Source organism: Flavobacterium aquidurense, from assembly GCF_001404985.1.
Lineage (GTDB): Bacteria > Bacteroidota > Bacteroidia > Flavobacteriales > Flavobacteriaceae > Flavobacterium > Flavobacterium aquidurense_B.
Genome location: NZ_JRLF01000008.1, coordinates 136,629 through 161,088 on the forward strand (window position 1 = coordinate 136,629; position 24,460 = coordinate 161,088).

Genomic DNA, 24,460 nt, shown 5'->3' on the forward strand with positions numbered 1-24,460 from the left:
AAACCAAACACTATAAACCACCAGAATGCTTGATAACTTTCCTTTTTACCTGGGTATATTAATTGTTATTTTATTGCTGATTATGTTAGCCAATAAAATAAAAGTTGCTTATCCTATATTACTTGTACTGGCCGGATTGGCAATTAGTTTTATTCCCGGAGTCCCTATTATAAATATCGAACCTGAACTGATCTTTTTTATTTTCCTGCCTCCGTTATTGTATGAAGCCGCATGGACAGTTTCCTGGAAAGAAATGTGGCGCTGGCGCAGGATCATCACCAGTTTTGCTTTTATTGTTGTTTTTGTTTCGGCATTATCAGTAGCCTTAGTTGCAAATTATATTATTCCGGGTTTTTCACTAGCATTAGGTTTTGTTTTGGGCGGTATTGTATCGCCTCCGGATGCAGTAAGTGCGGGTGCTATTTTAAAATTTGTAAAAGTTCCCAAAACAATTTCGTCGATATTAGAAGGCGAAAGTTTACTGAATGATGCTTCGTCGTTAATCATTTTTAGATTTGCCATGATTGCCGTGGCAACAGAGCAGTTTATATTTTATAAAGCGGCAGCCAGTTTTAGCTGGATGATTATTGGCGGCGTGGCAATTGGTTTATTAATAGGCTGGCTTTTTATGAAAGCCCATAAATATTTGCCTACAGATGCTAATGTCGATATCGTTTTATCATTGCTTACTCCATATATTATTTACCTCGCTGCTGAAGAGGTTCACAGTTCTGGAGTATTAGCGGTGGTATGTGGCGGATTGCTATTATCCAATAACAGACATCGTTTCCTTAGCAGCAAATCCCGTTTACAGGGTATAAATGTGTGGGAAAGTTTTTGCTTTATATTAAATGGTTTTGTTTTTATGCTCATAGGTTTAGATTTACCACAAATTACAAAAGGCCTTGAAGTTGAAGCCGTTAGTATGTCAGCAGCAATTGGGTATGGAGTTCTTATTACAGGTGTTCTAATAGTCAGCAGGATATTATCTACTTATGGTGCTGTAGTGGTTACGTTGATTGCACGAAATTTTATAACGGTTGCAGACAGAAGGAATCCGGGCTTAAAAACTCCTTTTATATTGGGCTGGACCGGAATGAGAGGTGTGGTTTCATTGGCGGCTGCTTTATCTATACCTGTTTATCTTAATAATGGCAACGGTTTTCCGCAACGAAACCTGATCTTGTTTATCACGTTTATAGTGATTCTTTTAACGCTGGTAATTCAGGGATTAACACTGCCTTATTTTATCCGTAAAATTAAACTTAATGATGTTTACGATGATGGCTTATCAAAAGATGAAGCTTACAAAGCCTTACGAAAAGAGTTAGCAGAATATGCTTTAGACTATCTGAAAACAAATTATAACGATCATGTCGAAACTAATATTTCATTACAGCAATTAATCCTAAAATGGGAACAGCTGAGTAATGAAATTGATAATGAATCTATTAGTAAAGATCTAAAACATATTTATATTGATTTACTAAACCAGCAAAGGCAATGGCTGATAAATAAAAACAGGGCAGATCAGACTCTGGATGAATCTATTATCAGACGACAAATGCATTATCTGGATATTGAAGAAGAAAAGTTACGTTATATTTAAATTTTACAACGTACTTAATTTGTCCGTATTAATATTTAAAAAAGTTACTAAGTCCTGCTGTACATAAACTAAAAAAGCAAATTACCTGAAAAGAGTTATGGTATCTGCCAGATTCTCTCTGTTGATGAATTCAGTAATGAATTCATGAACTTCATTTTTAGTTTCAAGTGGCGTTTCGAAAGAGTTGATATGATACTCATCGTCCTGATCGAGAATGTGTATAATTTCTGTGTATCCTTTTGAAATTAAAGTGCCCTTTAATTTAATGATATTCAACTGTTGTTGACCATCTAATTCCTTGCGGACTTTTAGTTTTATAGCTTTTTCCATATTGAATGTTTTTAAATTAATTTTATAGGAATTATTCTCAAATATAAAAATTAAAAAGTTTCAAATAGTGTTAAAATTTAAAATACAATACACTACTTATCAACACATTACAAATACAATTGTCAGTTTTATTTTATTTTAAATATTTGACAAATTTCATGTTGTTTTAAGTTAAAAAACTATCAATTTATATCGTTTCACCCTGATATTGCATTCATTTACTCACTTTAGAGAGGTATTCACTTATTATCAGGCTATTATTACAAAAACAGGTGTTTTTACGTGAAAATGGTTCATAATAAATTTATAACTTCAAACCAATTAAGAAAGTAGTTTTTTTCTTAATTATTAACAAGGTATTTAAGCTTTAAGACTATGTATAATTATGAACATTTCTTATTTCATAGTTTGTGTTATAAGAATAAAACTGAGGAAAATCATGAAAATAGGAATCATTGGAGTTGGAAATATAACATTGGAGTTAGCCAACAGATCTGCACAATCCGGACATGAAGTATTAATAAGTAATCCGCGTGGTACAAGTACTATAAGAGATTTGGTGCAAAATATGGGAACCAATGTAAAACTGGTCAAAACCTGCGAAGCTGCAACAGCCGAAATTATAATAATATTTCTCCCTCGTGAGAATCTTGAAGTTTCTATAAATGATTTACCGGATATGAGCGGGAAAATAATTTTACATACAAACAATCCTATATTTAATGTAAATACTATTTCATCTACGGCGTCAGACCAATCATCATGCTCTGTTTTAGCTTCTTTATTGCCTACATCTCATGTTGTAAAAGTTTTCAATCCGTTAGAGCCTATCGTGATGAACCATAACAGAACTAAAATATTTTTTACAGGAGAAAATCAAAAGGCAAAAAATAACGTTAAAGCTTTTCTGTACACATTAAATTTGTCGGGAATTGATCTTTCAGAATTAAATACTTAGCGTAGTTTGATATAATCTATAAATATGACGCTACTACGGAGCTGAAATGCTTATGAAAAATGAAACGTTTTGCTATAAATATATTGCTCCTACGGAGCTGAAATACTAATAAAAGCTGAAAATGTTTTGCTATAAAATATATCTCCTGAGCTTTAAAATGATTGTTTTCTGCGAAACATTAAATGATAAAGCGAAAACTTATATAATAAAGAACCCCTTTACAGATTTAGTAAAGGGGTTTTCTTTTATTCTTCAGGGAAATATTATCCTCATTAATTTTTAATAAACTTCTGCGTGTATTTAGCTTTATCAGTCACGACATTAATGATGTACATTCCTTTTATAAAATTACCTACATTGATTTGGTTGTTTGAAACTGTTGCCTGTATAGTTTTTCCTGTAACATCATAAACAGATACTTCCAGAACTTCATCTTCCGTTTGGATGTTTAGAATTTCTGAAACCGGATTAGGATAAATGGCCAGGTTTAATTTTTTAAATTCACCTGTTCCTAAAGTTGTATTCACATTTACTGCAACACTTTTTTCAACTACTTTACCATTAGAATTAAAGCTTATTACTACGGTGGCGCTACCCTGATTTTTTGGTGTCAGGATTAATTCGTCATTCGTATTTATAACTGCTGATACAATTTCAGTATCACTATTTGATTTAACCGTTTTTACAATAGCAACCGATAAATTATCAGTATCAGAAACAACTGTTTTTAAGTCGATTACTGTTGGCGTATTTACTGAAACCTGCGACGGCAATGCAGTACTTACAACAGGTGACACATTATCAGGAAAAACCGTAATGGCCGGAAACCAGTAATAGTCATCTAAAACTTTGGTATTGATTAAAGTTCCTGAAGTATTAAAAGTATGAATCCAGTTTTTTTGGTAATGTGCGCCAAATCCGTTTTCTGTAGTATTCAGAATTAAGTTATCAGTAACCGGATCTACGCGTAATGCTGCTCCGTACGGAATTTGTTTGTAAGTTCCGGTTTGTCCCGGAACCGCTGCAAAATTCTCATTGAATGTTTTTGCCGTAACATCAAATCTAACGATTTGTGATCCTGAATTAAAACTATTAATCGAGTTGATCCAGTATAAAGCATTTTGTTGGGTACTATAGGTAAAAGTCCCTGCGTTCCAGGCTCCCCATGCGCCAATATATTTAGTTGTGGGAATATTATATGATGTTGTTGCAAAAGTAACCGCATCAACATTGACTATTTTTTGATCCTGAATTGCCCAGATACTTCCGTCTTTTGCCTGAACAATAGAGTGAAATGAGCCTGCAATAGTTTTAATTACCGTATTTGTATTGGGATCGATTACTAAAATTCCTGCATTTTGTTTTACCGCAAACACATATTGAGAGGTACGAATCATATTCCCTATTTGTCCTGCGTACTGACTTCCGCCACCTGTTGTTGGTATCAGCGATCCTACTTGCATATTGGCAATATCAAAAGTAAAAATTCCGTTTGAAGCACCAACGTAGCCAAGATTTTCATTAACCCCTACAAAAGAGCGTCCGTCACCTCCGCCAATGGTATTAAATCCGGCAATTTTCTGCATGTTTTTTGCATCGGCAACAACCAGTCTTCCACCAGGAGTATACATACTGTCTCCGCCATCTGCGGCTTGTTTTGAGATAAAGTAAAATTTATCTCCGTAAATTGTTCCGTATTGTGTAGTTGCACCAAATGCCTGACTGCTATTTACAGTACTATATACTCTATAGTTGATACTTCCATCATTATTAACAAAATTTACAGATCCGTTTGTATGTCCAAACCACTCTTCATTTACTACAAAAAATCCATTGGTAAAATCTGTTGCCATAACATAGGGCGTAACAGGAGTAAATGTAGATTGAATAGGAAACTCCTCAAATGATGGTCTAAAACTCCAGGCATCCCAGGAACCATTTTCTAAAACACGGCTGCTTACTCCTAAACTTGAGTAACCAAAACCAGCATCAGCAGGATCTTTCACATTATATGACCAATAGCCATTTGTGTACCATCCTGATTGCCAGTGATCATTTGCATCTATAGCGGTATAATTATCAAAATCATAAACGGTAGTATTTATAATACCATTTACCGGATAATAAGGATACGTTACATTTCCATCTTTATAAAGTCCGTTACTATTTGCACCATTTAGGTCGTAGCCTAATCCCCCAAGAGCAGTCCCAAATTGTGTTCCCTGATAAAGTAAAGAAAAAAAGCGGTGATCTGCTTTTAATATTGCTTTCATCATATCTTCACCCGTTGCAGTACCATCCCATCTGAATCCCCAAACTAAAGCATCAGAATTTTTACCGTCATTCCACTGTATTACAAATGCAGCCTGATTAGAACCTGTACCTACCCAATATTGAATGTCAGCAAATGTGGTTGTATTTACAGCAGCTTTTTTAGTGCTTTTGGCTGTTGTATTTTGTTTAAGATCTGGTCGCGGTATTCCTTGCACTGTTACCTGTGCATTGCCAATAAAGGCAAAAAACAGCATTACTAGTAAAAAGTAATTTTTCTTCATGTTATAGTTAATTTAAAAATTTATTATTATTTAAGATGTAAGTCATATGCTCCGGCTACTTCTGTAGAAACTTCTCCCAGCCATCCGGCTTCCTGATTGATTCCGGTATATATTTTTATGAAATCTATTCCGGGAAGTTTTACATAATTTCCGTTTTTATCTGCGGCCCAGGAAATATCAATATTTGAAGCTTCGTCATTATTAGGGGCATTATCTGCGTAACCAAAATCGAATGATTTACCAACCCAATAATTTCCTGTACCGCTTTGATCATAAAAATTATCCTGAATTCTAGTTCCTTTCAAAGTATAAGATGCTTCAGCAATCCAGAGTGGATAATAACTTTGTTCGTGAAAAGCATTTTTAGATTTATATCCTGTAGTACCCAGATTATCCTGCCATTTGACATATTCTTTATCCATTTGCCAGAATTCCTCGCCTGCAATTGCCGCTTTGTTGGGATCAGGTTTGAAATAAGTAACACTATAATTCTTTAAGGTTGTGTTTTTAAAATATTCACTTCCTGCAATTTCATACCATTCATCATCATCCGGCTTTCCGTTTTTATTTTTGTCGTAAGCCACTACGATAATTCCGGCTTCACAAGATCCTGAACGCGCTTCACTGGCTTCACTTCCCCAAAACGCGTTTCCTAAAACCTTAAAATCGCGTCCGTTCATATTGGGGATTGTGTGATCAAATCCCAATACAACATATCCTCCAAAACCTCCCAGGGATATGATGCTGGTATTGGAACCAACAAGTGCTTTTTTTGCTGCACTAATAATATTGGCTTCTGTATTTCCGGATACATATTGCGGAATCTCGTTTGTAAACTGCCCTATCGCCGGACGAAAATCCAATACATTTGCGATGTATTTGCTGTAAGTTCCCGTTTCTTTTGTCACATTTATAATAGAAGTATACGTTTTAACCACTCCATTATTTTCTACTTTTAAAGTCAATGGATAATTTTTTTGATATGGACTTATAAAATCCAATGCTGCGCTTTGTGAGATTACGGAATCATTAACACTCCACGTTACCTGAGAATTTGCTGTTATATTCGGGGCTATATTCAAAACCTTAAACCGGTCGATTGTATAGGATTCTTTAAGTACTTCTACAGGAGGCTCAATTACCATATCTTCTTCATTATCAGTTCCGCAGGCAATAAATTGCAGTAAAAAAACAGATCCTAAGATGATTTTTAAAATTTTAAAAGAATTTATTTTCGTATTCATAAAAATTTATTTTTGTGCTTTTATTTTTTAGTTATAAATGCCATATGTGCAGGAATATTGCCCGCAGTAGTTTTCCATTTTAATTTGCCTTCGGGCGTAAAACAATAGATGTAACCTGTTACGACATAATTCTGGGCATCTGTGATATAAATTTCTTTTGTTTCCGGATTTACCTGAAGTCCGTACGGAATCATAATTTGTTTATCTGTTCCGTCTGTAATGACTTTATCACTAATTATTTTCTTCGTTTTTGTGTCTAAAATTCCATATGTTACTTTATTGCTGTTTGTGAGGTAACTCCACGATACACTGTAGAAATAAAGTAAATCATCTACAAGGCACATTCCGGAAACGGGAATATCAAGCTGTAGTTTTTTCTCGTCGGTTTTACTGTCAATTACAAAAAGATTAGAAGGTATCGTATAATAATCTCCTCTTGAACTTACATAGATATCGCCTCTGCTGTCTATTTGCATACTCGAAAGGTTTATGCCAACATCTATTTTTTTTGTTTCGGTAAAAGTTTCAAGGTCAACTACAGATACGGTTCTGTCGTAATTAGGAACTCTGTAACCGCCAGAATTTGCTACATACAATTTGCCATTGTGCACGACCATTTGTTCCGGTTGATATCCTACAGTGACTTTGCGTTTTATTTCTAATGATGTGGTATCGATCTCTGCAACAAAACCAATTTCAGCATTTGGATTAATCGCTACAGGACCTGAATACGAACTTACATAGGCTTTGTTTTTATAAAAAGCCACATAACGACAATTGGGAATATCTATTTTTTTAATGCGTTTTGCAGACCATTTATCAATTACTTCTACTTTATTCGAACAATTGATTACGGCATAGACTTTATTGCCATATATTTTTATATCATTGCCTACATCTCCTAATTCTTTTACAACTTCAGGATTTCGTTCCGAATAAATATCTGTGGTATAGTTTCCTGTTCTGTAATTAAACACATCGATACTGGCACGGTTCATTCCCATATTGCCTTCGTTAAGAAGATAAAAACCTTCTATATTGCCATCACTTCTGGGTGCGGCAACGCTTTTGTCAGACGATGGAAAAACGGTTTCTTCTTCCCTGCAGGAAACAAAAGCCAGTACTATAAATAAGCTGAGGAATAATTTTGTGGCTGTCTTTTTCATAGCTCAATACTGATTATAAATTTTAGCGTACGTCCCGGCATCGGATAATTATAAATTACTTCGTACTGTTGATTGAGAACATTGTTGAGTTCTATTGCGCCTTTCATTTTGTAATGTTCAAAAGCAAAAGATTTCTGTACTGCCAGATCATGCGTGTACCAAGGCTGCACTTCGTTGACTTTTATATTATTGACGTTACCATTGTATCGTTTCCCTACGTATATAAAACTGTAGTTAAAATTCCAGGTTTTGTAATCTGCATTTAGAATTCCGGATCCGCTATGCCACGGTGTGTAAGGAATCTGGTCTCCGTAAGATGATAATTCCAAGCCTGCAAATTTGGTATAATCACGACTTTCTGAATAGGTATAAGTAAGATTGGTTGTCAGGTTTACGTTGTCAATATGCATTCCCATATTAAGTACGGTTTCAATTCCTTTTCCTTTTACCTGCCCAATATTGGTCATCATCCATCGGAACAAGTTTCCTGTTGGCGCAGCTACAATTTTATCTTTGGTATTGGTGTAATATCCATCAACCTGAAAGGACAGTTTATCAAAAAAACCTTTTTCTACCACTATATTATAGGTAAAACCAACATCATATTGGTTCATATATTCTGGCCTTAAAGTACTAGAACCAACCATTGTATAGTATAAATCATTAAAAGTGGGCATTCTGAAAATACGTTTTGCAAATGCCCTGACATTAAAATCGTAAGCTTTAAAAGGCGTATATCCTAAAAATAATGCTGGAGTAAATTCGGTTTTATCCGGTGCTTTTGCATTATACCGCACTTCTTCCTGAACATGAGTTCCTACAATACTACCCAAAGCCTTAAATGCACCTAATCTGTAAGAACTTGCCAGAGAAAATAATGCCGTATAACGCTCAGGAAATGAAAATTGGGTTTGTATGCCTCTTCGGGTTGCATTTAGCCTGTTGTACTGAAAATCTGTAGACAGTGAAATATCCCAAGTGGGTAATATACTGTACATATTAACTGCTGAAACATAATATTCCTGCTGGAAATAACTGTCATCAGATTGTGCACCTTCGGTAACGGTTTCTCCTAATATATTGGTAGTATCCCTGGCTACATAATGGGTATAATCATACGCATATTTTGCTTTGGCCTGAAATTTATATCTTTTAGTAAAATCTTTAATTAAAGTTCCCTGTGCAAAAAAATTCTTGTCGTATTGTCTGAAACCGTCTGAAAATTTATTCTCTACAATTGCTCCCGGAGCGCCTCTTTCTGAATCATAATAATATACTTTGGCGTCCCAGGAACCATTATTCATTTTTCCGTAAAGACCGGATTCAAATCTTAAGGCTTCTATATCACTGTTCATTCTGGTGGCAGTAGTATCATAAGCTGTGGTACCATCCAGATTTTTTCTTTTATACCTAAATTTATATTGTCCGTTAGACTTAATATATTCTGAGCTTACACTCAGACTTACTTTATCACTTAATTTTTGTTCTAGTCTAAACGACGGATCAAAGTAATTGATCGACATGGTTTTGAACCTAACTAACAAATTTGTTTTTTTATCACCATCAAAAACAGGTCTTTTGGTTCTTAAGTAAATGGTAGATGCCGCAGAAAAATCTTTAGCCGACTGAAAAATTTCACTTTTTTGTCCGTTGTACATCGTCAGGGATTCCATATCATCGAGAGAATATTTGCCTAAATCCGTAACTCCGTTTTGGGCATTTCCCAGTTGTACACCATCATAAAAAACACCTACATGATGCGTACCCATGTTACGGACATCTACAGTTTTAAGTCCGCCAAGTCCGCCATAATCCTTAATTTGAACTCCCGCAAAATATCTCAGGGCATCAGCGACGTTATGGCTGGCTAAATTTTCGAGTAATTTTCCTGAAAGGCTTTGTACCGGAATCACTTCCTGATACGGTTTTCCTTTTAGGATTACTTCTTTTAAAACCCGCAAACTATCGTTAGATACTTGTGAATGAATCACAAACGGAACAAAAAATATAAAAATGAATAAGAGTATTTTTTTTGTATTATACATCACTGATTTAATTAAATAAATTCCGTGGCTGTACCTATCAAAAAGCAAAAAGAGAGAATCCCGTTATACAATAACAGGTCAATTTCTTGTTGTTCAACTTTATTCCACGAAAGTCTTAAACTATGTGATTGTGGCAGGTCTCCTGACTTATTCTATCTTTAAAACAACCTTCTCATCCGCGTTGGCGAACAATGGCATTAGTAACGTTTAAAGACTTATATAGAACTTACAGTAGCGGGTCTGCTCAGGATTTACACCTGATTCCCTTTTAACTGTTACTTTTGAATTACTTTCAAAAACAACAGACCAAAATCTGGTGCAAATATATAATTATCTTTAGAAAGAATAAAAGTTATTGTATAATATTATGATTCTTTCAATAAAAAAAGAATTCCACTACATAATATGCAAAATCATACTAACGATAATTTCTAAACTAAATGCATTACAAATACATTTCCTCGCCTATCTAAATTGATGCATTACATGAAAATTTTAAAATAAACTCTTCTTAATATTATAACTACTTCTTAAATTTAATAGTTAAATTGCTGTAGTATGAAAACAAATCCGGATGTACTTATTATTGGTGGAGGCCTTGCTGGTTTGGCTGGAGCTTTACACTTATCCCAGAAGGGATTAAAAGTAATACTGATCGAAAAATCAGGTTATCCCAAACATAAAGTATGCGGCGAATATGTTTCTAATGAAATCCTGCCCTATCTAAAATGGCTTAACGCCGATGTTTCAAAATTAGGTCCCACAATTATTTCTAAATTTCAATTTTCAACACGTAACGGAAAAATGGCTTTGGCAAATCTTCCGTTAGGAGGTTTTGGCATCAGCAGATATGAACTGGATAATTTTCTTTATCAAAAAGCAATCGAGAATGGCTGTACTATTATCAATGAAACGGTTACCACAGTTTCTTTCGATAATGATTTGTTTACAATTACAACTCCAAGTCAAATTTTAAAGGCAAAAATAGTTCTGGGTGCTTATGGTAAACGATCAAATATTGATCAGGTATTATCGCGTGATTTCTTTATTAAAAAATCACCTTGGTTAGCTGTTAAGGCTCATTATAAAGGTACTCTCGATAATGATGTTGTCGCGCTTCATAATTTTCAAGGCGGATATTGCGGGGTTTCAAAAGTTGAAAATGATATTATAAACATTTGTTATCTGGCAGATTATGCTACTTTTAAGCAATATAAAAACATCGAAGATTATCAGCAAAATGTATTGTATAAAAACAAGCATCTTAAAACTGTTTTCGAAAATAGTTCCCTCCTTTTTGATAAACCAATCACAATAAGCCAAATCTCTTTTGATAAAAAGCTGCCTGTTGAAAATCATATATTAATGGTTGGCGACACGGCAGGACTTATTCACCCTTTATGTGGCAACGGAATGGCTATGGCAATACACAGCGCTAAAATAGCATCAGAATTAATATTGGATTTCTATAATGGAAAAATTAAATCACGGGAAGAACTGGAAAAAAAATACAAGCAAGACTGGAAAAAACATTTTGGTAAACGCATATTTATGGGTAGGATTTTAGCAAAAGTTTTAAGAAACAAAACGATTACAAATGCTTTAATTACAATTACGGTTGCACTGCCTAAACTTCTGCCCGCAATAATAAAACAAACACATGGTAAATCCATATCGATAAATTCATGAGCATAAATACCAAATACAGAACACAGGAAACTGAGATTATGGATGATTTTTTTCTGGAGGGAAAAGAATTACAGGAAGCTCTTGATAAAATTGCCCACATCAATCAATTATTAGGAGGCAATAAACTTACGTTGCACGGAATAAAAAAATTATTAAAAAAAACAGATACTTCTCAGGTAATCACAATTGCAGATATAGGATGCGGAAATGGTGATATGCTGCGAATGATGGCTGATTACGGAAAAAAGAATAATCTCGACTTTAAACTTATTGGTATAGATGCAAATGCTTTTACGGTTAATTATGCGCAATCATTATCATCCCAATACCCAAATATTGAATATATGTGTATGGATATTTTCAGTGATGATTTTGACTTGATTCAATATGATATTGTTTTGTGTACGCTTACATTACATCATTTTTCTGATGAACAAATATTAAATATAATTACTACCTTTAATAGCAATGCCAGGATTGGGATTGTTATTAACGATTTACATCGCAGTACATTAGCCTATCGTCTCTTTGAATTGATTTGTATTATTTTTAATTTAAACAGAATGTCTCGTGAAGATGGTCTTGTATCTATATTAAGGGGATTTAAGAAAAAGGAACTGGAGGATTTCTCCAAAAAACTAAATTTAAAAAACTATACCATAAACTGGAAATGGGCTTTTCGTTACCAATGGATAATTGCTAAAAAATGAGTGTAAAAATTATAACTGTTGCTAAGCAACTACCCCAATATTCGCGTAAAACTGCAGATATACTTCCGTTTCTGGATATTTGGCTGCAGGGACAGGACGAACGTTTTATAAAAAAAGTAAAAAAAATATTTGAAGGAGCAGCGGTAGACAAGCGCTACTCTATTATGGATCCCGAAGAGGTTTTTACTGCAACATCTTTTGAAGACAAAAATGATATATACAGTCGCGAAGTTATTATTTTGGGCGAGCAGGTATTGCAAAATGCACTAGATAAATCAGGCTGGGACCCGCAAACGCTTGATTATATTATTACGGTTAGCTGTACCGGAATTATGATTCCGTCATTAGATGCTTACCTCATCAATAAAATGAAACTGAGACAGGATATTGTTCGGCTTCCAGTGACCGAAATGGGTTGTGCTGCCGGAATATCAGGTATTATTTATGCTAAAAATTTCCTGAAAGCAAATCCCGGAAAACGTGCTGCAGTTATAGCGGTTGAATCTCCTACTGCAACATTTCAGCTGGACGATTTTTCTATGCCCAATATTGTGAGTGCTGCAATTTTTGGCGATGGAGCTGTCTGTGCCCTGCTATCCTCTTATGAAGAAGATCAGGGACCAGAAATTCTGGATGAAGAAATGTATCATTTTTATGATGCAGAGCATATGATGGGATTTAAATTGACCAATAGTGGTTTGCAAATGGTACTGGATATTGAAGTTCCGGATACAATTGCTTCTCATTTTGGCGATATAATTCACCCGTTCCTGAAAAAAAACAATCTTGAAATTCAGGATATTGACCATATGATATTTCATCCGGGCGGAAAAAAAATAGTTACAACGGTTGAATCTCTGTTCTCCGGATTGGGTAAAAATATCGATCATACAAAAGAAGTGCTTAAGCAATATGGCAATATGTCGAGTGCAACGGTTTTATATGTTTTAGAACGTATTATGGATGGAAATCCGGAATCCGGAGAAAGAGGATTAATGTTAAGTTTTGGTCCGGGATTTTCGGCTCAACGCGTTTTATTACAATGGTAATATTTGTGTGTTGATTATTGTTATATAAAATTAGACGCAGATTTTACTGATTCGCCACGCGAAGACGCGGATTAAAACAGATTTAATTAATTTAAAATATTGAAATTTTGTTTACTTCAAATTAAAAAAAAATCCGTTTTATAAGCGTTCAACTTATTAAATGAAACAAATTATGACTTTAAAAAATATTTTAGCAAAATTACCGTACAGTAAACCTTTTTTGTTTGTAGATGAATTACTTCATGCAGATGAAAACAGTGTTACGGGAACTTATACTTATACCGAAGATCTTGATTTTTATAAAGGTCATTTTAAAGATAATCCCGTAACTCCGGGTGTAATTTTAACCGAAACCATGGCGCAGATTGGTATGGTTTGTCTGGGAATTTATTTGCTGGGTGATGCTTTTAATAAGGAAACTGTTATTGCTTTTACATCGGCAGATATGCAGTTTTTAAAACCTGTTTATCCAAACGAAAAAGTTACGGTAACTTCACATAAATCCTTTTTCAGGTTTGGAAAACTGAAGTGTGATGTAATTATGAAAAACGAAGCAGGTCAAGAAGTCTGCAAAGGCATATTGGCCGGAATGATCACGAACAAATTATGAGCAAGAGAGTTGTAATAACAGGTTTAGGCGTGGCGGCTCCAAATGGGGTTGGTATTCCTGCGTTTACACACGCCATAAAAAACGGATTATCAGGCATAAGACATGATGCCCAATTACAGGAATTACAGTTTTCGTGTCAGATTGCGGGTCAACCAGAAGTTTCGGATGAACTTAAAAATCAATATTTTACTGAGCTTGAATTACGCGGATTTAATAGTACCGGAATTCTTTATGGTGTTATTGCCGGAATTGAAGCCTGGAAAAATGCCGGATTACCAATAGAAAACAACGAAGAACCGGATTGGGACAGCGGAACTATTTTTGGGTCCGGAACTTCCGGAATCGATAAATTTCGCGAAAGCATTTACAAAATAGACGAATTACAAACCCGCAGATTGGGCAGTACTGTTGTAGCCCAAACCATGAATAGTGGGGTAAGTGCTTATCTGGGAGGAAAATTAGGACTAGGCAATCAGGTTACTACAAATTCATCTGCTTGTGCAACAGGAACAGAAGCTATTATGATGGCATATGACCGTATACAATCCGGACAGGCAAAAAGAATACTCGCAGGAAGTACCGGTGACAGCGGTCCTTATATTTGGGCAGGTTTTGATGCTTTACGGGTTTGCAGTTCTAAATATAATGAAACGCCTGAACAAGGTTCACGCCCTATGAGTGCAACTGCAGCAGGTTTTGTACCCGGCAGCGGAGCTGGAGCATTAGTTATAGAGGAACTGGAAAGTGCCCTGAAACGTGGTGCGACAATTTATGCCGAAATATTAGGCGGAAATGTAAACTCAGGAGGACAACGCGGTAACGGAAGTATGACGGCTCCTAATAGCACTGCGGTTCAGCAATGTATTAAAAGTGCTATCAATAACTCCGGAATTTCAGCTAATGATATCGATGCTATAAATGGGCACCTTACTGCAACTACAAAAGACAGCCTGGAAATCGAAAACTGGACGAAAGCATTAAATCGAAACGGCAAAGATTTTCCTTATATCAATTCTCTAAAAAGCATGACGGGACATTGTCTTAGCGCCGCCGGAAGCATCGAAAGTATAGCTGCCGTTTTGCAATTATATGAAGGTTTTATTTTTGGTAACATAAATTGCGAAGATCTTCATCCTGAAATTACGGAACTTGTATCAGCATCAAAAATACCTTTAAAAACAATAAACACTAATCCGAAGATAATTGCTAAGGCAAGCTTTGGTTTTGGTGACGTAAATGCGTGTATAATATTTAAAAAATTTGATAATTAATATGACTAAAGAAGAACTTATTGCCCAACTAAAAGTGATCATAAAGCCTTATACTACAAATACAGAAGCTTATGATAATCTTACTGAAGATACTGATTTTATAAACGATTTAAGTATCAACTCTGCAAATCTGGTCGATATTATACTGGATATCGAAGAAACATTTGATATTGTAATTGATAATACTGATATGGAACGAATGCTTGATGTTAAAACTTCGGTAGAAATTATAGCTGCCAAACTTGCAGCAAAATGATAGGAAACGATGTGATCGATATTATACAATCACGTCAGGAAAGCAACTGGCAGCGCAAAGGTTTTATTGAAAAGCTCTTTGCTCCTGCCGAACAATTGATTATTGCTCAAAACCCAAATCCTGAAATTATAATCTGGCTGCTTTGGAGCATGAAAGAAGCTGCCTATAAAATTTATAACCGGGAAACTAAAATAAGGGAATATATTCCTAAAAAACTGGTTTGTACTATTGCATCGATAACAGATGATTATAGTACGGGTCAGGTTATCTGTGGTGAGACTATTTACCATACAAAAACAACTATTACCCCAAATAGTCTGCATACAATAGCGGTTACTTTTGTTGAGGATCTGAATAACGTTATTGAGATTGAAAAAAAAGACATTCTTAAAGATGAAGATGGTATTCCTTATCTGTCTTCATCTTCCTTGCATAATACAAAAGATGTTTCTATAAGTCATCACGGTCGTTTTGAAAAAGTGGTGATCATTAAAAAAAATAAAGATAAAAGATCTGTTTAAAGAGATACGAAACATATTTCTTTCACATATTATTTGTCTGCATTCCTTCCACTTTATTTACTTTTCAAAGCTAATTATCTTATTAGCTTCACTTTTTCTACATTCTATTTTCTATACTCTATTTTCTATAAAAACCTGTTGATCGCTCAATTGCAGAGAAATTAGTTCGTTCTAATTCTTCCTTTAAAATTTACATGACATCAAAATAGAGATTTCATGACATAAAATACCTGTTCTGTAACATATTTATGTTTCATTAATCAATGCATCCATAATTTTAACCTAATTAAAACAAAAAATAAAGTTAAAAAAAATATAAAGTAATCCTAAAAACACGTAAAAACCCTTGCTCCTGAGATACTTATATAAACTACTTTAGCATTGTAGAAAAATTCTTTCATGATGTTTTCTTACAACATATATACAGATAAAACAATTAACTATAATCAATAACCTAATACTATTAAACTATGGATGAATTCATTGGAATCGTAAAGCTATTTGCTGGAAATTTTGCGCCAAGAGGCTGGGCTTTTTGTAACGGACAACTATTATCTATCGCACAAAACAGTGCCTTATTTGCTATTTTAGGAACCACGTACGGTGGTAACGGGCAAACGACTTTTGCACTGCCTAATCTTCAGGGTTCTACAGCTATTGGGTGGGGAAATGGTGGTGGATCAAACTACGTTCTTGGACAAGTTGCAGGTGCACCAAATGTTTCTATTTTAACAAGCAATTTACCTGCACACGTTCACGCAGGACCTGGTAAAATATCTGTAAGTGCATCAAATGCGACAGATTCAACACCTGTAGCTGGTGCGTCGATAGCTATACCGGGATCTGTTGTTTCAAGAGTTTTTACTCCAACATTAGGATATGCAACGGCAACTCCAAGTGTTGATTTAACAAGTAATGTTACAACTGGTGCAACGGGTTCTAATATTCCTATTTCTGTAATGCAGCCTTATGTGGCATTAAGTTACATTATTTGTCTGGAAGGTATTTTTCCGTCAAGAAACTAATAGGGTTTATTACAATTAATCTTTTAGGGTGTAGGACCATTTTGGCATTTCGCTAAAATCATACACGAACTGAATGCCTGAATAATCCTTTATACTGTAAAGAGATACAACACAATACGGGTTTGTAATATAAGACTCAGCGGTTTTTAACTCGATGTTGTCAAATATCTTAAGTTCAGTAAAAATGCAAATATCAGGATGATTATCAAAGTGTGCCGGCAGGTCATAAAAGTTACTTTCAATTTTTGAATTGTGAATTACACTGCCAAAAAGTTCTTTGTTTATTGTAAATAATCTATCAACAAATACATTATGAGGATAGGGCTGCATTTGTTTGTGGCCCTTTACCTCTTGTTTCGCATTTTTAAGCGATGGCTCATAATCAAAAAAGGTATACGCGAGATCAATTCTTATTTCCTGCGGAATCAAAATTCCATGAGCCGGTAATTGAGAAACAATATTTCGTGTTATGGCTACTTGTGGTTCACTCGTGAGTGCATAATGCATGGTCTCTGAAATGGCAAGATCTATAGTAAAATTTTCAGGTTTAGTATAAGTGGTTGCATCAGTTTCTATTAATTGCAATTGGTATTGATCAAGACCAATAACCGACAAAAGATGGTATACTGATTCTATTGATTTTGCATTGATATCTAATAAAATAGCATTAATTCTATCTTCATCAAATAAGGAAAGTAAAGGCAGAATTAATGTTGCATAAGGCCCACAGCCTGCATATAGGATATTAATACTTCTTTCAGGAAAATCATTGCTCAACTTGGTTAAAGCCTTGTAAATGCCTTTAATAAAAAAGACAGTACGAAGGTAATCATCGACACAATCTGCAGCTCCTGAACTTGACAAAGCGATGCCGCCCTTAATAAGAGTTTCATTGTTTTTTGAATGCTGGACTGTAGAAATTTTACCGTAGAAACCAGAGAGTTCCTTAGCATGTTTTATATGTTCATCAACAGTATTTGACGCAATGATAGATTGAACAATGATCGCAAGCTCTTGTTTATACATAATATTTCTGCTTTAATTCTAATGATTGAAGTTCGGGATATAACTATAAAATAAATAACAAGAATACAAAATGATAAATCTAATATCAAAACATTATGAAAAAACTTTACTTATTATTAATTTTTCTGTTTTTTGCAACGCAGCATATAACTGCGCAAACAACACTGGAAACATTTGAAAGTGCTCCCGTTTCTGTAGCAACTTTTACAAGCGGCCCCAAAACATTTAATCTGACCAGCAGTTATGGTACATTTACTGTATATAATGGTCTTGGTCTTGGTTATGCTACTTCTAACCGATTTATACAGGTTTCCGATTCTGCGGGGCCAGAAGCTTTAGGGCAATTTGGTACTTTTACTGCGGCAGCAGGGAGTTTTAAGGTTTCCAACTTTTGGATTTATGTTTCAGGAGATGCTAACCAAAATGCAGGAGTTACGAGCAATGGAGCTCCTGGATCTATTACCTTTAGAGGTAAACTAGGAGGTGTTACACAATTTACTATAGTAAAAAATACTACAGGCGCTAATATTGGTTATACTTTACCTGGTAATGGTTTTATATACGCAAATTTCGCTACAGATGGTGCTGGCGATTATACCAATATTATTATTGATCAGCTTGAAGTTCAATTAAGTGCGAACTACGATTATTTTGCTATTGATAATTTTACATTTGCAAATGGAGCTGTAGCTCCTACTGTTACTACGACAGCAGCTACAACTGTTAAATCAGTTTCTGCTGTAATTGGCGGAAATGTAACTGCAGATGGCGGTGATGCCACAATACAAAGAGGTATCGTTTGGGCAACAACACCTAATCCAACTATTTTAAGCAATAAATTTCAAATTGGCACCGGGACTGGATCATTTGCAAATACTGTAACTGGTCTAACTCCCGGATCACTTATTTATTACAGAGCTTATGCAACGAATAGTGCAGGTACTTCTTATGGAACTGAACTAACACTTACTACAGGAGCGGCTTTAGGAACTTCATCTACACCACAAACTAATGTGAGCTGTAATAGCGGATCTAACGGTACAGCAACTGTCAATGCAATTGGTGGTACAACTCCATATACTTATTTATGGTCTAATGGTGCTACAACGGCTACTGCAACAGGACTTGGTGTTGGGCCTATATCAGTAACTGTTACTGATAATGAATCAACACAAATTACCAGAACCTATACAATAGTACAGCCTTCAGCCCTTAACGGAACTGCATCTACAACAGCAGTTTCTTGTTTTGGAGGTTCTAATGGTACAGCTACTGTTACGGCTTTCGGAGGTACTCCCGGATATACTTATTTATGGTCTAACGGAGCAACTACTGCAACGGCAAGCGGACTAAGTGCAGGAACTTATAGTGTAACTATTACAGATGCTAACTCTTGTCCAAGAACTATAAACAATATTACTGTAGCACAACCTGCGGCAACTGTTAACGGAACTCCCAGCGTAACAAATGTTTCTTGTTTTGGAGGAGCTAATGGTACAGCAACTATTGTACCTGCAGGAGGAACACCAGGATATACTTATTTATGGTCTAACGGAGCTACAACGGCTACTGCAACAGGATTAATTGCAGGAACTTATAGCGTGACTATAACTGATGCTAATTCTTGTCCAAGAACTATAAACAATATTATTGTAGGACAACCTGCAGCAATTCTTAACGGAACTGCGTCTACAACGGCAGCTTCTTGTTTTGGAGGCAATAATGGTACAGCAACCATTGCACCTACAGGAGGAACACCAGGATATACATATTCATGGGCTCCATCAGGAGGAACTGCAGCAACAGCCACAGGACTTGCAGCTGGAACTTACAGTGTAACTATTACAGATGCTAATGCTTGTACAAGAATAATAAATAACATTGTTGTAGGACAACCTGCTGCTGCTCTTAACGGAACACCTTCTACTACATCAGTTTCATGTTTTGGAGGAACTAATGGTACAGCTACAATTACAGCTTCAGGAGGAACACCGGGATATACTTATTTATGGTCTAACGGAGCAACTACTGCAACAGCAACAGGACTTATAGCTGGTACATATAGTGTAACTATTACTGATGCTAATGCTTGTGCAAGAACTGTAAACAATATTATTGTTGGAGCATCAACAGTTATCAATGCTAATGCATTACAAACTAATGTAAGCTGTAATGGCGGTGCCAACGCATCTGCAACTGTTGCTCCAACCGGAGGTGCAGGATCTTATACGTACTTATGGTCAAATGGTGCCACAACATCATCAATATTTGGTCTTTCAGCAGGAAACTATAGTGTAACTATTACAGACGCTAATACGTGTGCAATTACACAAAATTTTACTATAACACAACCACCTCTTTTAACCGCTTCTCAAGGAACAATTAACAATGTTAGCTGTAACGGAGGATCTAACGGATCTGCAACTGTTATAGCTACCGGAGGAGCTGGTGGATATACGTATTCATGGTCTCCATCAGGAGGAACTGCAGCTACAGCAAGCGGACTTTCAATAGGTACTTATACAGTAACTGTTACAGATGCTAATTCATGTCAGACAACAAAGGCATTTACTATTACACAGCCAACTCTATTGGCCGCAACAACTACTCAAAACAATATATTATGTAATGGCGCTGCAACCGGATCTGCAACTGTTACAGCAACAGGAGGAACTGGTACCTATACATATTCATGGTCTCCATCAGGAGGAACTGCAGCAACGGCTACAGGACTAACAGCTGGAACTTATACTGTAACTATTACAGATGCTAATACATGCCAGACAACAGCAACTGTTACTATTACGCAACCGGCACTAGCATTAGTTGCATCACCGGTATCAATGACGAATATAGGATGCCGTGGAGAAGCAACCGGATCTGCTACAGTTAATGCAACTGGCGGAACTGGTACATATACATACTCATGGTCACCATCTGGAGGAACTGCAGCTACAGCAAGTGGTCTTGCTGCCGGAACTTATACGGTAACCGTTACAGATGCCAACTTATGTCAGGCAACTCAATCATTTACTATTACTCAGCCTGCAGCAATTCTTTCTGCAACTACAGCCTCAACGGGAGTTAGTTGTTTTGGAGGATCAAATGGTTCTGCAAGCGTTACTGTATCAGGAGGAACACCCGGATATACGTATGCATGGGCACCTTTAGGAGGTACAACAGCAACAGTTACAGGCAGACCTGCAGGAAACTATACCTGTACGATTACAGATGCTAACGGATGTACATTAGTTAAAAATATCACGATTAGCACACCTGCTCAATTCTCTGCAACAGTTTCAAAAACAGATGTTTCCTGTAATGGAGGTACTAATGGTGTAGCAACAGTAACAGCAACGGGAGCAACATTTCCTTACACTTATTCATGGTCTCCATCAGGAGGTACAGGGGCTACGGCTTCAGGATTAGCAGCCGGAAATTATACGGTTACTGTTCAAGATGCAAATACTTGCACCTATACAGTAAATGTTACTATAAATCAGCCTGCTGCTTTAACAGTAGTATCTTCTCAAACCAATGTACTTTGTAATGGTGGAGCCACAGGAACAGCTTCTGTAGTTGCTTCAGGAGGAACACCAGGATATACGTATGTATGGTCACCTTCCGGAGGTACAGCTGCAACGGCAACAGGTTTAACAGCAGGAAATTATACTTGTATAATTACAGATAACAATGGATGTAGTTACTTTCAAAACTTTACTATTATTCAGCCAGCAGCCTTAAATGCAACTACGACTTTAATAAATGCAACATGCTCAACAGCGGGTCAGGCATCTGTAGGTCCGGTTGGAGGTACTTCACCATATACTTATTTATGGTCTAATGGTGAAACAACACAAACAGTAACAGGATTATCTGCCGGAAACATTAGTGTTACAATTACAGATAATAATGGTTGTTCAATCGTTAAGAACTTTACAGTAACTACAACAAATACTTTAGTTGCTACTACATCACAGGTTAATGTTTTATGCAATGGTTCTAATACAGGATCTGCTACAGTAGTTCCTTCTGGAGCAGCAGGACCTTTTACTTATCTATGGGCACCTTTTGGTGGTACAGCAGATACAGCAAATAATCTTACTGCGGGTAACTATTCAGTAACTATAACTGCGGGTAATGGTTGTTCAATAATTAAAAACTTTACTATTACAGAACCGGCTGCTTTAGTAGTGACTCCATCTCAAACTAATTTAGCTTGTAATGGCGGAACTAACGGAACTGCTTCAGTAAATGTAACCGGAGGAACCGGAGCATATTCTTACTCATGGTCCCCTTCTGGTGGTACAGCTGCAACTGCAACTGGATTAACAGCAGGAAATTATACAGTAATAATCACTGATGCCAATGCATGTCAGGTAACACAAAGTTTTACTTTAACAGAACCTGCTGCTCTTACCGCTATTACTACTGCTACAAGTGTTACTTGTAATGGAGGAAGTAATGGTAGTGCAACTGTAAACGCAACAGGCGGAACTGGTGTTTACACGTATTCATGGTCTCCTACTGGTGGTACAGCTGCAACAGCAACTGGATTAGCCGCAGGAACTTATACGGTAACTATTACGGATGCTAATAGCTGTACAATAACTGAATCTGTTATGGTTACTGAGCCAACAGTACTTGATGCAACAGTTACACAAAATAATGTAACTTGTATTGGAGCTGCTGACGGGTCTGCAACTGTAAACGCAACGGGCGGAACTGCCGGATATACGTATCAATGGCTTCCAACGGGTGGTTCTACTGCAACAGCAACGGGATTAGTTGAAGGAAATTATACAGTAATCGTTACAGATGCTAACGGATGTAACGCTATAAAATCTGTAAGCATATTAACAACCCCTGATGTAACAGCACCAATTCCTGATGTAGCAAATTTACCAGCTATTAATAGTGATTGTTCAATTTCAGCCTCTCAGATTCCTGTGCCTACAGCAACAGACAATTGTGCCGGAATTATAAATGCTACAACATCTGATCCTCTAAATTACACAACTACAGGCAGTTATGTAATCACTTGGACTTATGATGACGGACATGGTAATGTTTCAAATCAAAATCAAACGGTTAATGTAACAGCTTCTCCTTTAAATCTGGTAACTTTTAGCAATGCTGAATTTACTTATAATGGAAGTGTTCATGCAGCACAAGTTGCGAATCTTCCTGCAGGAGCAAGTGTAGTTTATTCTATTACACCAACTGCAAGTACTACTAATGGTGCAATCAATGCAGGAGTTTATACAGTTACTGCGATAGTATCTCCGGCAGTAAGTTCTCCTAATTGTTCACCAATTACGTTGACAGCTCAGCTTACTATTAAAAAAGCAGCTCAGCTTATTACTTTTGCAGCGATTCCTCCAAAAACTCTTGATTTACTTAACACCTTCAATTTAGAAGCTGCTGCTAATTCAGGATTACCAATTCGTTATTCTTTTACTTATACTTCTTCGCTTCCACCAGCTAATGTTACAGCACTTGGATTGGTTAATTTGTTAAGATCAGGAGAATTACTAATTGTAGCACATCAGGATGGTAATGCTAATTATTTACCTGCAGCAGATGTTTCGCAAGTTCTTGTAATCAAAAACAATGATGTTAGCGTTACTGAGATTAAAATTGGAACTAAATCGTATCCAAATCCAGCGAAGGAAATTAAATATGTAATGCAATGTGGTGAGAACAACGTAAATGTTGCGATCACAAATCTAACCAATGCTATTATAACACCATCGGCTAATTTTACGATCACACCTCCTAAACCGGGAATTTATACACAAAATGTAGGTGTTACTTCTCAGGACGGAAGCACAACGGCAAACTATATTATAACAGTAGAAAAACCTTTTGGATTCTATGACATTGTTCATCAAAAATTCAATAATGTATTGCTTGTAAACAACAACCCTCAAACTAATGGCGGTTACGAATTTGTAGCATATCAATGGTTTAAAAATGGTGTATTGGTAGGAACCGGACAGTATTATTCAGCGGGAGATGATTTATCTAATACCCTGGATACATCTGCAGACTTTAGTGTTAAAATGACCACTAAGGATGGAAAAGTATTAAGCACTTGCAGTACTAAAATTTCGATTCAAAAACCAGTATCAGCTAAGCTTTATCCTAACCCTATTCAAACAGGAAAAGTGATTACCGTTGAAGCAGATTTCCCTGAGGATGAATTAGAAAATATGCAAATAAGCTTATATTCTGTTTCTGGTCAATTGGTAAAAACATTGAAATCTTCTACGGTAAAAACTGAAATTCAGTTACCTGATGCTGAGAGCAATATGTATATTGTAGTTCTGGAAACTCCAAATATCAAGAAAACTCTAAAAGTAATAGTAAATAAATAAAATCTGTCAGTGCTGT

General features: G+C 35.9%; 17 protein-coding genes and 1 riboswitch. Of the genes, 11 read left to right on the plus strand and 6 right to left on the minus strand.

What is annotated here, in order from left to right:
• Positions 1-25 precede the first annotated feature (25 nt).
• The gene (locus RC62_RS05925; protein WP_055093549.1) at positions 26-1,609 is read left to right on the plus strand and encodes a Na+/H+ antiporter; all 1,584 of its coding nucleotides are present in this window, start codon (positions 26-28) and stop codon (positions 1,607-1,609) included.
• An 81-nt stretch (positions 1,610-1,690) separates the two neighbouring features.
• On the opposite strand, the gene RC62_RS05930 is transcribed toward RC62_RS05925, so the two are convergent.
• On the minus strand, positions 1,691-1,939 hold the full coding sequence (locus RC62_RS05930) for a hypothetical protein (RefSeq protein WP_055093551.1): 249 nt from the start codon (positions 1,937-1,939) through the stop codon (positions 1,691-1,693).
• Positions 1,940-2,378: 439 nt separating this feature from the next.
• On the opposite strand from RC62_RS05930, the gene RC62_RS05935 reads away from it, so the two are divergent.
• A complete protein-coding gene (locus tag RC62_RS05935) occupies positions 2,379-2,897 on the plus strand; it encodes an NADPH-dependent F420 reductase (RefSeq protein WP_055093553.1) in 519 nt (172 codons plus the stop codon).
• Between the two features lie 272 nt (positions 2,898-3,169).
• Here RC62_RS05935 and RC62_RS05940 read toward each other — a convergent pair whose 3' ends face one another.
• The 4 genes from RC62_RS05940 to RC62_RS05955 are packed head-to-tail and all read right to left on the minus strand — an operon-like array spanning position 3,170 to position 9,907.
• Entirely contained in the window at positions 3,170-5,452 is a 2,283-nt protein-coding gene (locus tag RC62_RS05940; RefSeq protein WP_055093555.1) for a DUF5074 domain-containing protein, read from the minus strand.
• Between the two features lie 26 nt (positions 5,453-5,478).
• Positions 5,479-6,696, minus strand: coding sequence for a cell surface protein (locus RC62_RS05945; RefSeq protein ID WP_157472384.1), 1,218 nt, complete (start codon positions 6,694-6,696; stop codon positions 5,479-5,481).
• A 20-nt stretch (positions 6,697-6,716) separates the two neighbouring features.
• Positions 6,717-7,862, minus strand: coding sequence for a DUF5074 domain-containing protein (locus RC62_RS05950; RefSeq protein WP_055093557.1), 1,146 nt, complete (start codon positions 7,860-7,862; stop codon positions 6,717-6,719).
• Positions 7,859-9,907, minus strand: coding sequence for a TonB-dependent receptor (locus RC62_RS05955; RefSeq protein WP_055093558.1), 2,049 nt, complete (start codon positions 9,905-9,907; stop codon positions 7,859-7,861). The genes RC62_RS05950 and RC62_RS05955 overlap by 4 nt, the downstream gene beginning before the upstream one ends.
• Before the next feature lie 114 nt (positions 9,908-10,021).
• A riboswitch (cobalamin riboswitch) is annotated at positions 10,022-10,233 on the minus strand.
• A gap of 232 nt (positions 10,234-10,465) precedes the next feature.
• On the opposite strand from RC62_RS05955, the gene RC62_RS05960 reads away from it, so the two are divergent.
• From RC62_RS05960 to RC62_RS05995, 8 genes are all read left to right on the plus strand, one after another.
• Complete coding sequence (locus tag RC62_RS05960) at positions 10,466-11,596, plus strand: NAD(P)/FAD-dependent oxidoreductase (RefSeq protein WP_055093560.1); 1,131 nt, start codon at positions 10,466-10,468, stop codon at positions 11,594-11,596.
• Positions 11,593-12,306 (plus strand): methyltransferase domain-containing protein, encoded by a 714-nt coding sequence (locus tag RC62_RS05965; protein WP_055093562.1) that lies wholly within the window; start codon positions 11,593-11,595, stop codon positions 12,304-12,306. Before RC62_RS05960 ends, RC62_RS05965 begins: the two co-directional genes overlap by 4 nt.
• A complete protein-coding gene (locus RC62_RS05970) occupies positions 12,303-13,355 on the plus strand; it encodes a type III polyketide synthase (protein WP_055093565.1) in 1,053 nt (350 codons plus the stop codon). The genes RC62_RS05965 and RC62_RS05970 overlap by 4 nt, the downstream gene beginning before the upstream one ends.
• Positions 13,356-13,527: 172 nt before the next feature.
• On the plus strand, positions 13,528-13,965 hold the full coding sequence (locus tag RC62_RS05975; RefSeq protein ID WP_055093596.1) for a 3-hydroxyacyl-ACP dehydratase FabZ family protein: 438 nt from the start codon (positions 13,528-13,530) through the stop codon (positions 13,963-13,965).
• The gene (locus tag RC62_RS05980; protein ID WP_055093567.1) at positions 13,962-15,236 is read left to right on the plus strand and encodes a beta-ketoacyl-[acyl-carrier-protein] synthase family protein; all 1,275 of its coding nucleotides are present in this window, start codon (positions 13,962-13,964) and stop codon (positions 15,234-15,236) included. The genes RC62_RS05975 and RC62_RS05980 overlap by 4 nt, the downstream gene beginning before the upstream one ends.
• 1 nt (position 15,237) lies before the next feature.
• Entirely contained in the window at positions 15,238-15,492 is a 255-nt protein-coding gene (locus tag RC62_RS05985; RefSeq protein ID WP_055093570.1) for an acyl carrier protein, read from the plus strand.
• Positions 15,489-16,013 (plus strand): 4'-phosphopantetheinyl transferase superfamily protein, encoded by a 525-nt coding sequence (locus tag RC62_RS05990; protein ID WP_055093572.1) that lies wholly within the window; start codon positions 15,489-15,491, stop codon positions 16,011-16,013. Before RC62_RS05985 ends, RC62_RS05990 begins: the two co-directional genes overlap by 4 nt.
• A gap of 470 nt (positions 16,014-16,483) precedes the next feature.
• Positions 16,484-17,038 carry a phage tail protein gene (locus RC62_RS05995; protein ID WP_055093574.1) on the plus strand — a complete coding sequence of 185 codons (555 nt, stop codon included), beginning with the start codon at positions 16,484-16,486 and terminating at the stop codon, positions 17,036-17,038.
• 15 nt (positions 17,039-17,053) lie between these two features.
• Here the strand turns inward: RC62_RS05995 and RC62_RS06000 are convergent, their stop codons facing one another.
• On the minus strand, positions 17,054-18,064 hold the full coding sequence (locus RC62_RS06000) for a hypothetical protein (RefSeq protein ID WP_055093577.1): 1,011 nt from the start codon (positions 18,062-18,064) through the stop codon (positions 17,054-17,056).
• A gap of 95 nt (positions 18,065-18,159) precedes the next feature.
• Between RC62_RS06000 and RC62_RS22835 the strand changes: the two genes are divergently transcribed.
• Positions 18,160-24,444, plus strand: coding sequence for a T9SS type A sorting domain-containing protein (locus RC62_RS22835; protein ID WP_055093579.1), 6,285 nt, complete (start codon positions 18,160-18,162; stop codon positions 24,442-24,444).
• Positions 24,445-24,460: the final 16 nt, after the last annotated feature.

Coding starts and splice junctions, on each gene's coding strand:
- RC62_RS05925 (WP_055093549.1), top strand. CDS start 26: ATGCTTGATAACTTTCCTTTTTACCTGGGTATATTAATTGTTATTTTA.
- RC62_RS05930 (WP_055093551.1), bottom strand. CDS start 1,939: ATGGAAAAAGCTATAAAACTAAAAGTCCGCAAGGAATTAGATGGTCAA.
- RC62_RS05935 (WP_055093553.1), top strand. CDS start 2,379: ATGAAAATAGGAATCATTGGAGTTGGAAATATAACATTGGAGTTAGCC.
- RC62_RS05940 (WP_055093555.1), bottom strand. CDS start 5,452: ATGAAGAAAAATTACTTTTTACTAGTAATGCTGTTTTTTGCCTTTATT.
- RC62_RS05945 (WP_157472384.1), bottom strand. CDS start 6,696: ATGAATACGAAAATAAATTCTTTTAAAATTTTAAAAATCATCTTAGGA.
- RC62_RS05950 (WP_055093557.1), bottom strand. CDS start 7,862: ATGAAAAAGACAGCCACAAAATTATTCCTCAGCTTATTTATAGTACTG.
- RC62_RS05955 (WP_055093558.1), bottom strand. CDS start 9,907: ATGTATAATACAAAAAAAATACTCTTATTCATTTTTATATTTTTTGTT.
- RC62_RS05960 (WP_055093560.1), top strand. CDS start 10,466: ATGAAAACAAATCCGGATGTACTTATTATTGGTGGAGGCCTTGCTGGT.
- RC62_RS05965 (WP_055093562.1), top strand. CDS start 11,593: ATGAGCATAAATACCAAATACAGAACACAGGAAACTGAGATTATGGAT.
- RC62_RS05970 (WP_055093565.1), top strand. CDS start 12,303: ATGAGTGTAAAAATTATAACTGTTGCTAAGCAACTACCCCAATATTCG.
- RC62_RS05975 (WP_055093596.1), top strand. CDS start 13,528: ATGACTTTAAAAAATATTTTAGCAAAATTACCGTACAGTAAACCTTTT.
- RC62_RS05980 (WP_055093567.1), top strand. CDS start 13,962: ATGAGCAAGAGAGTTGTAATAACAGGTTTAGGCGTGGCGGCTCCAAAT.
- RC62_RS05985 (WP_055093570.1), top strand. CDS start 15,238: ATGACTAAAGAAGAACTTATTGCCCAACTAAAAGTGATCATAAAGCCT.
- RC62_RS05990 (WP_055093572.1), top strand. CDS start 15,489: ATGATAGGAAACGATGTGATCGATATTATACAATCACGTCAGGAAAGC.
- RC62_RS05995 (WP_055093574.1), top strand. CDS start 16,484: ATGGATGAATTCATTGGAATCGTAAAGCTATTTGCTGGAAATTTTGCG.
- RC62_RS06000 (WP_055093577.1), bottom strand. CDS start 18,064: ATGTATAAACAAGAGCTTGCGATCATTGTTCAATCTATCATTGCGTCA.
- RC62_RS22835 (WP_055093579.1), top strand. CDS start 18,160: ATGAAAAAACTTTACTTATTATTAATTTTTCTGTTTTTTGCAACGCAG.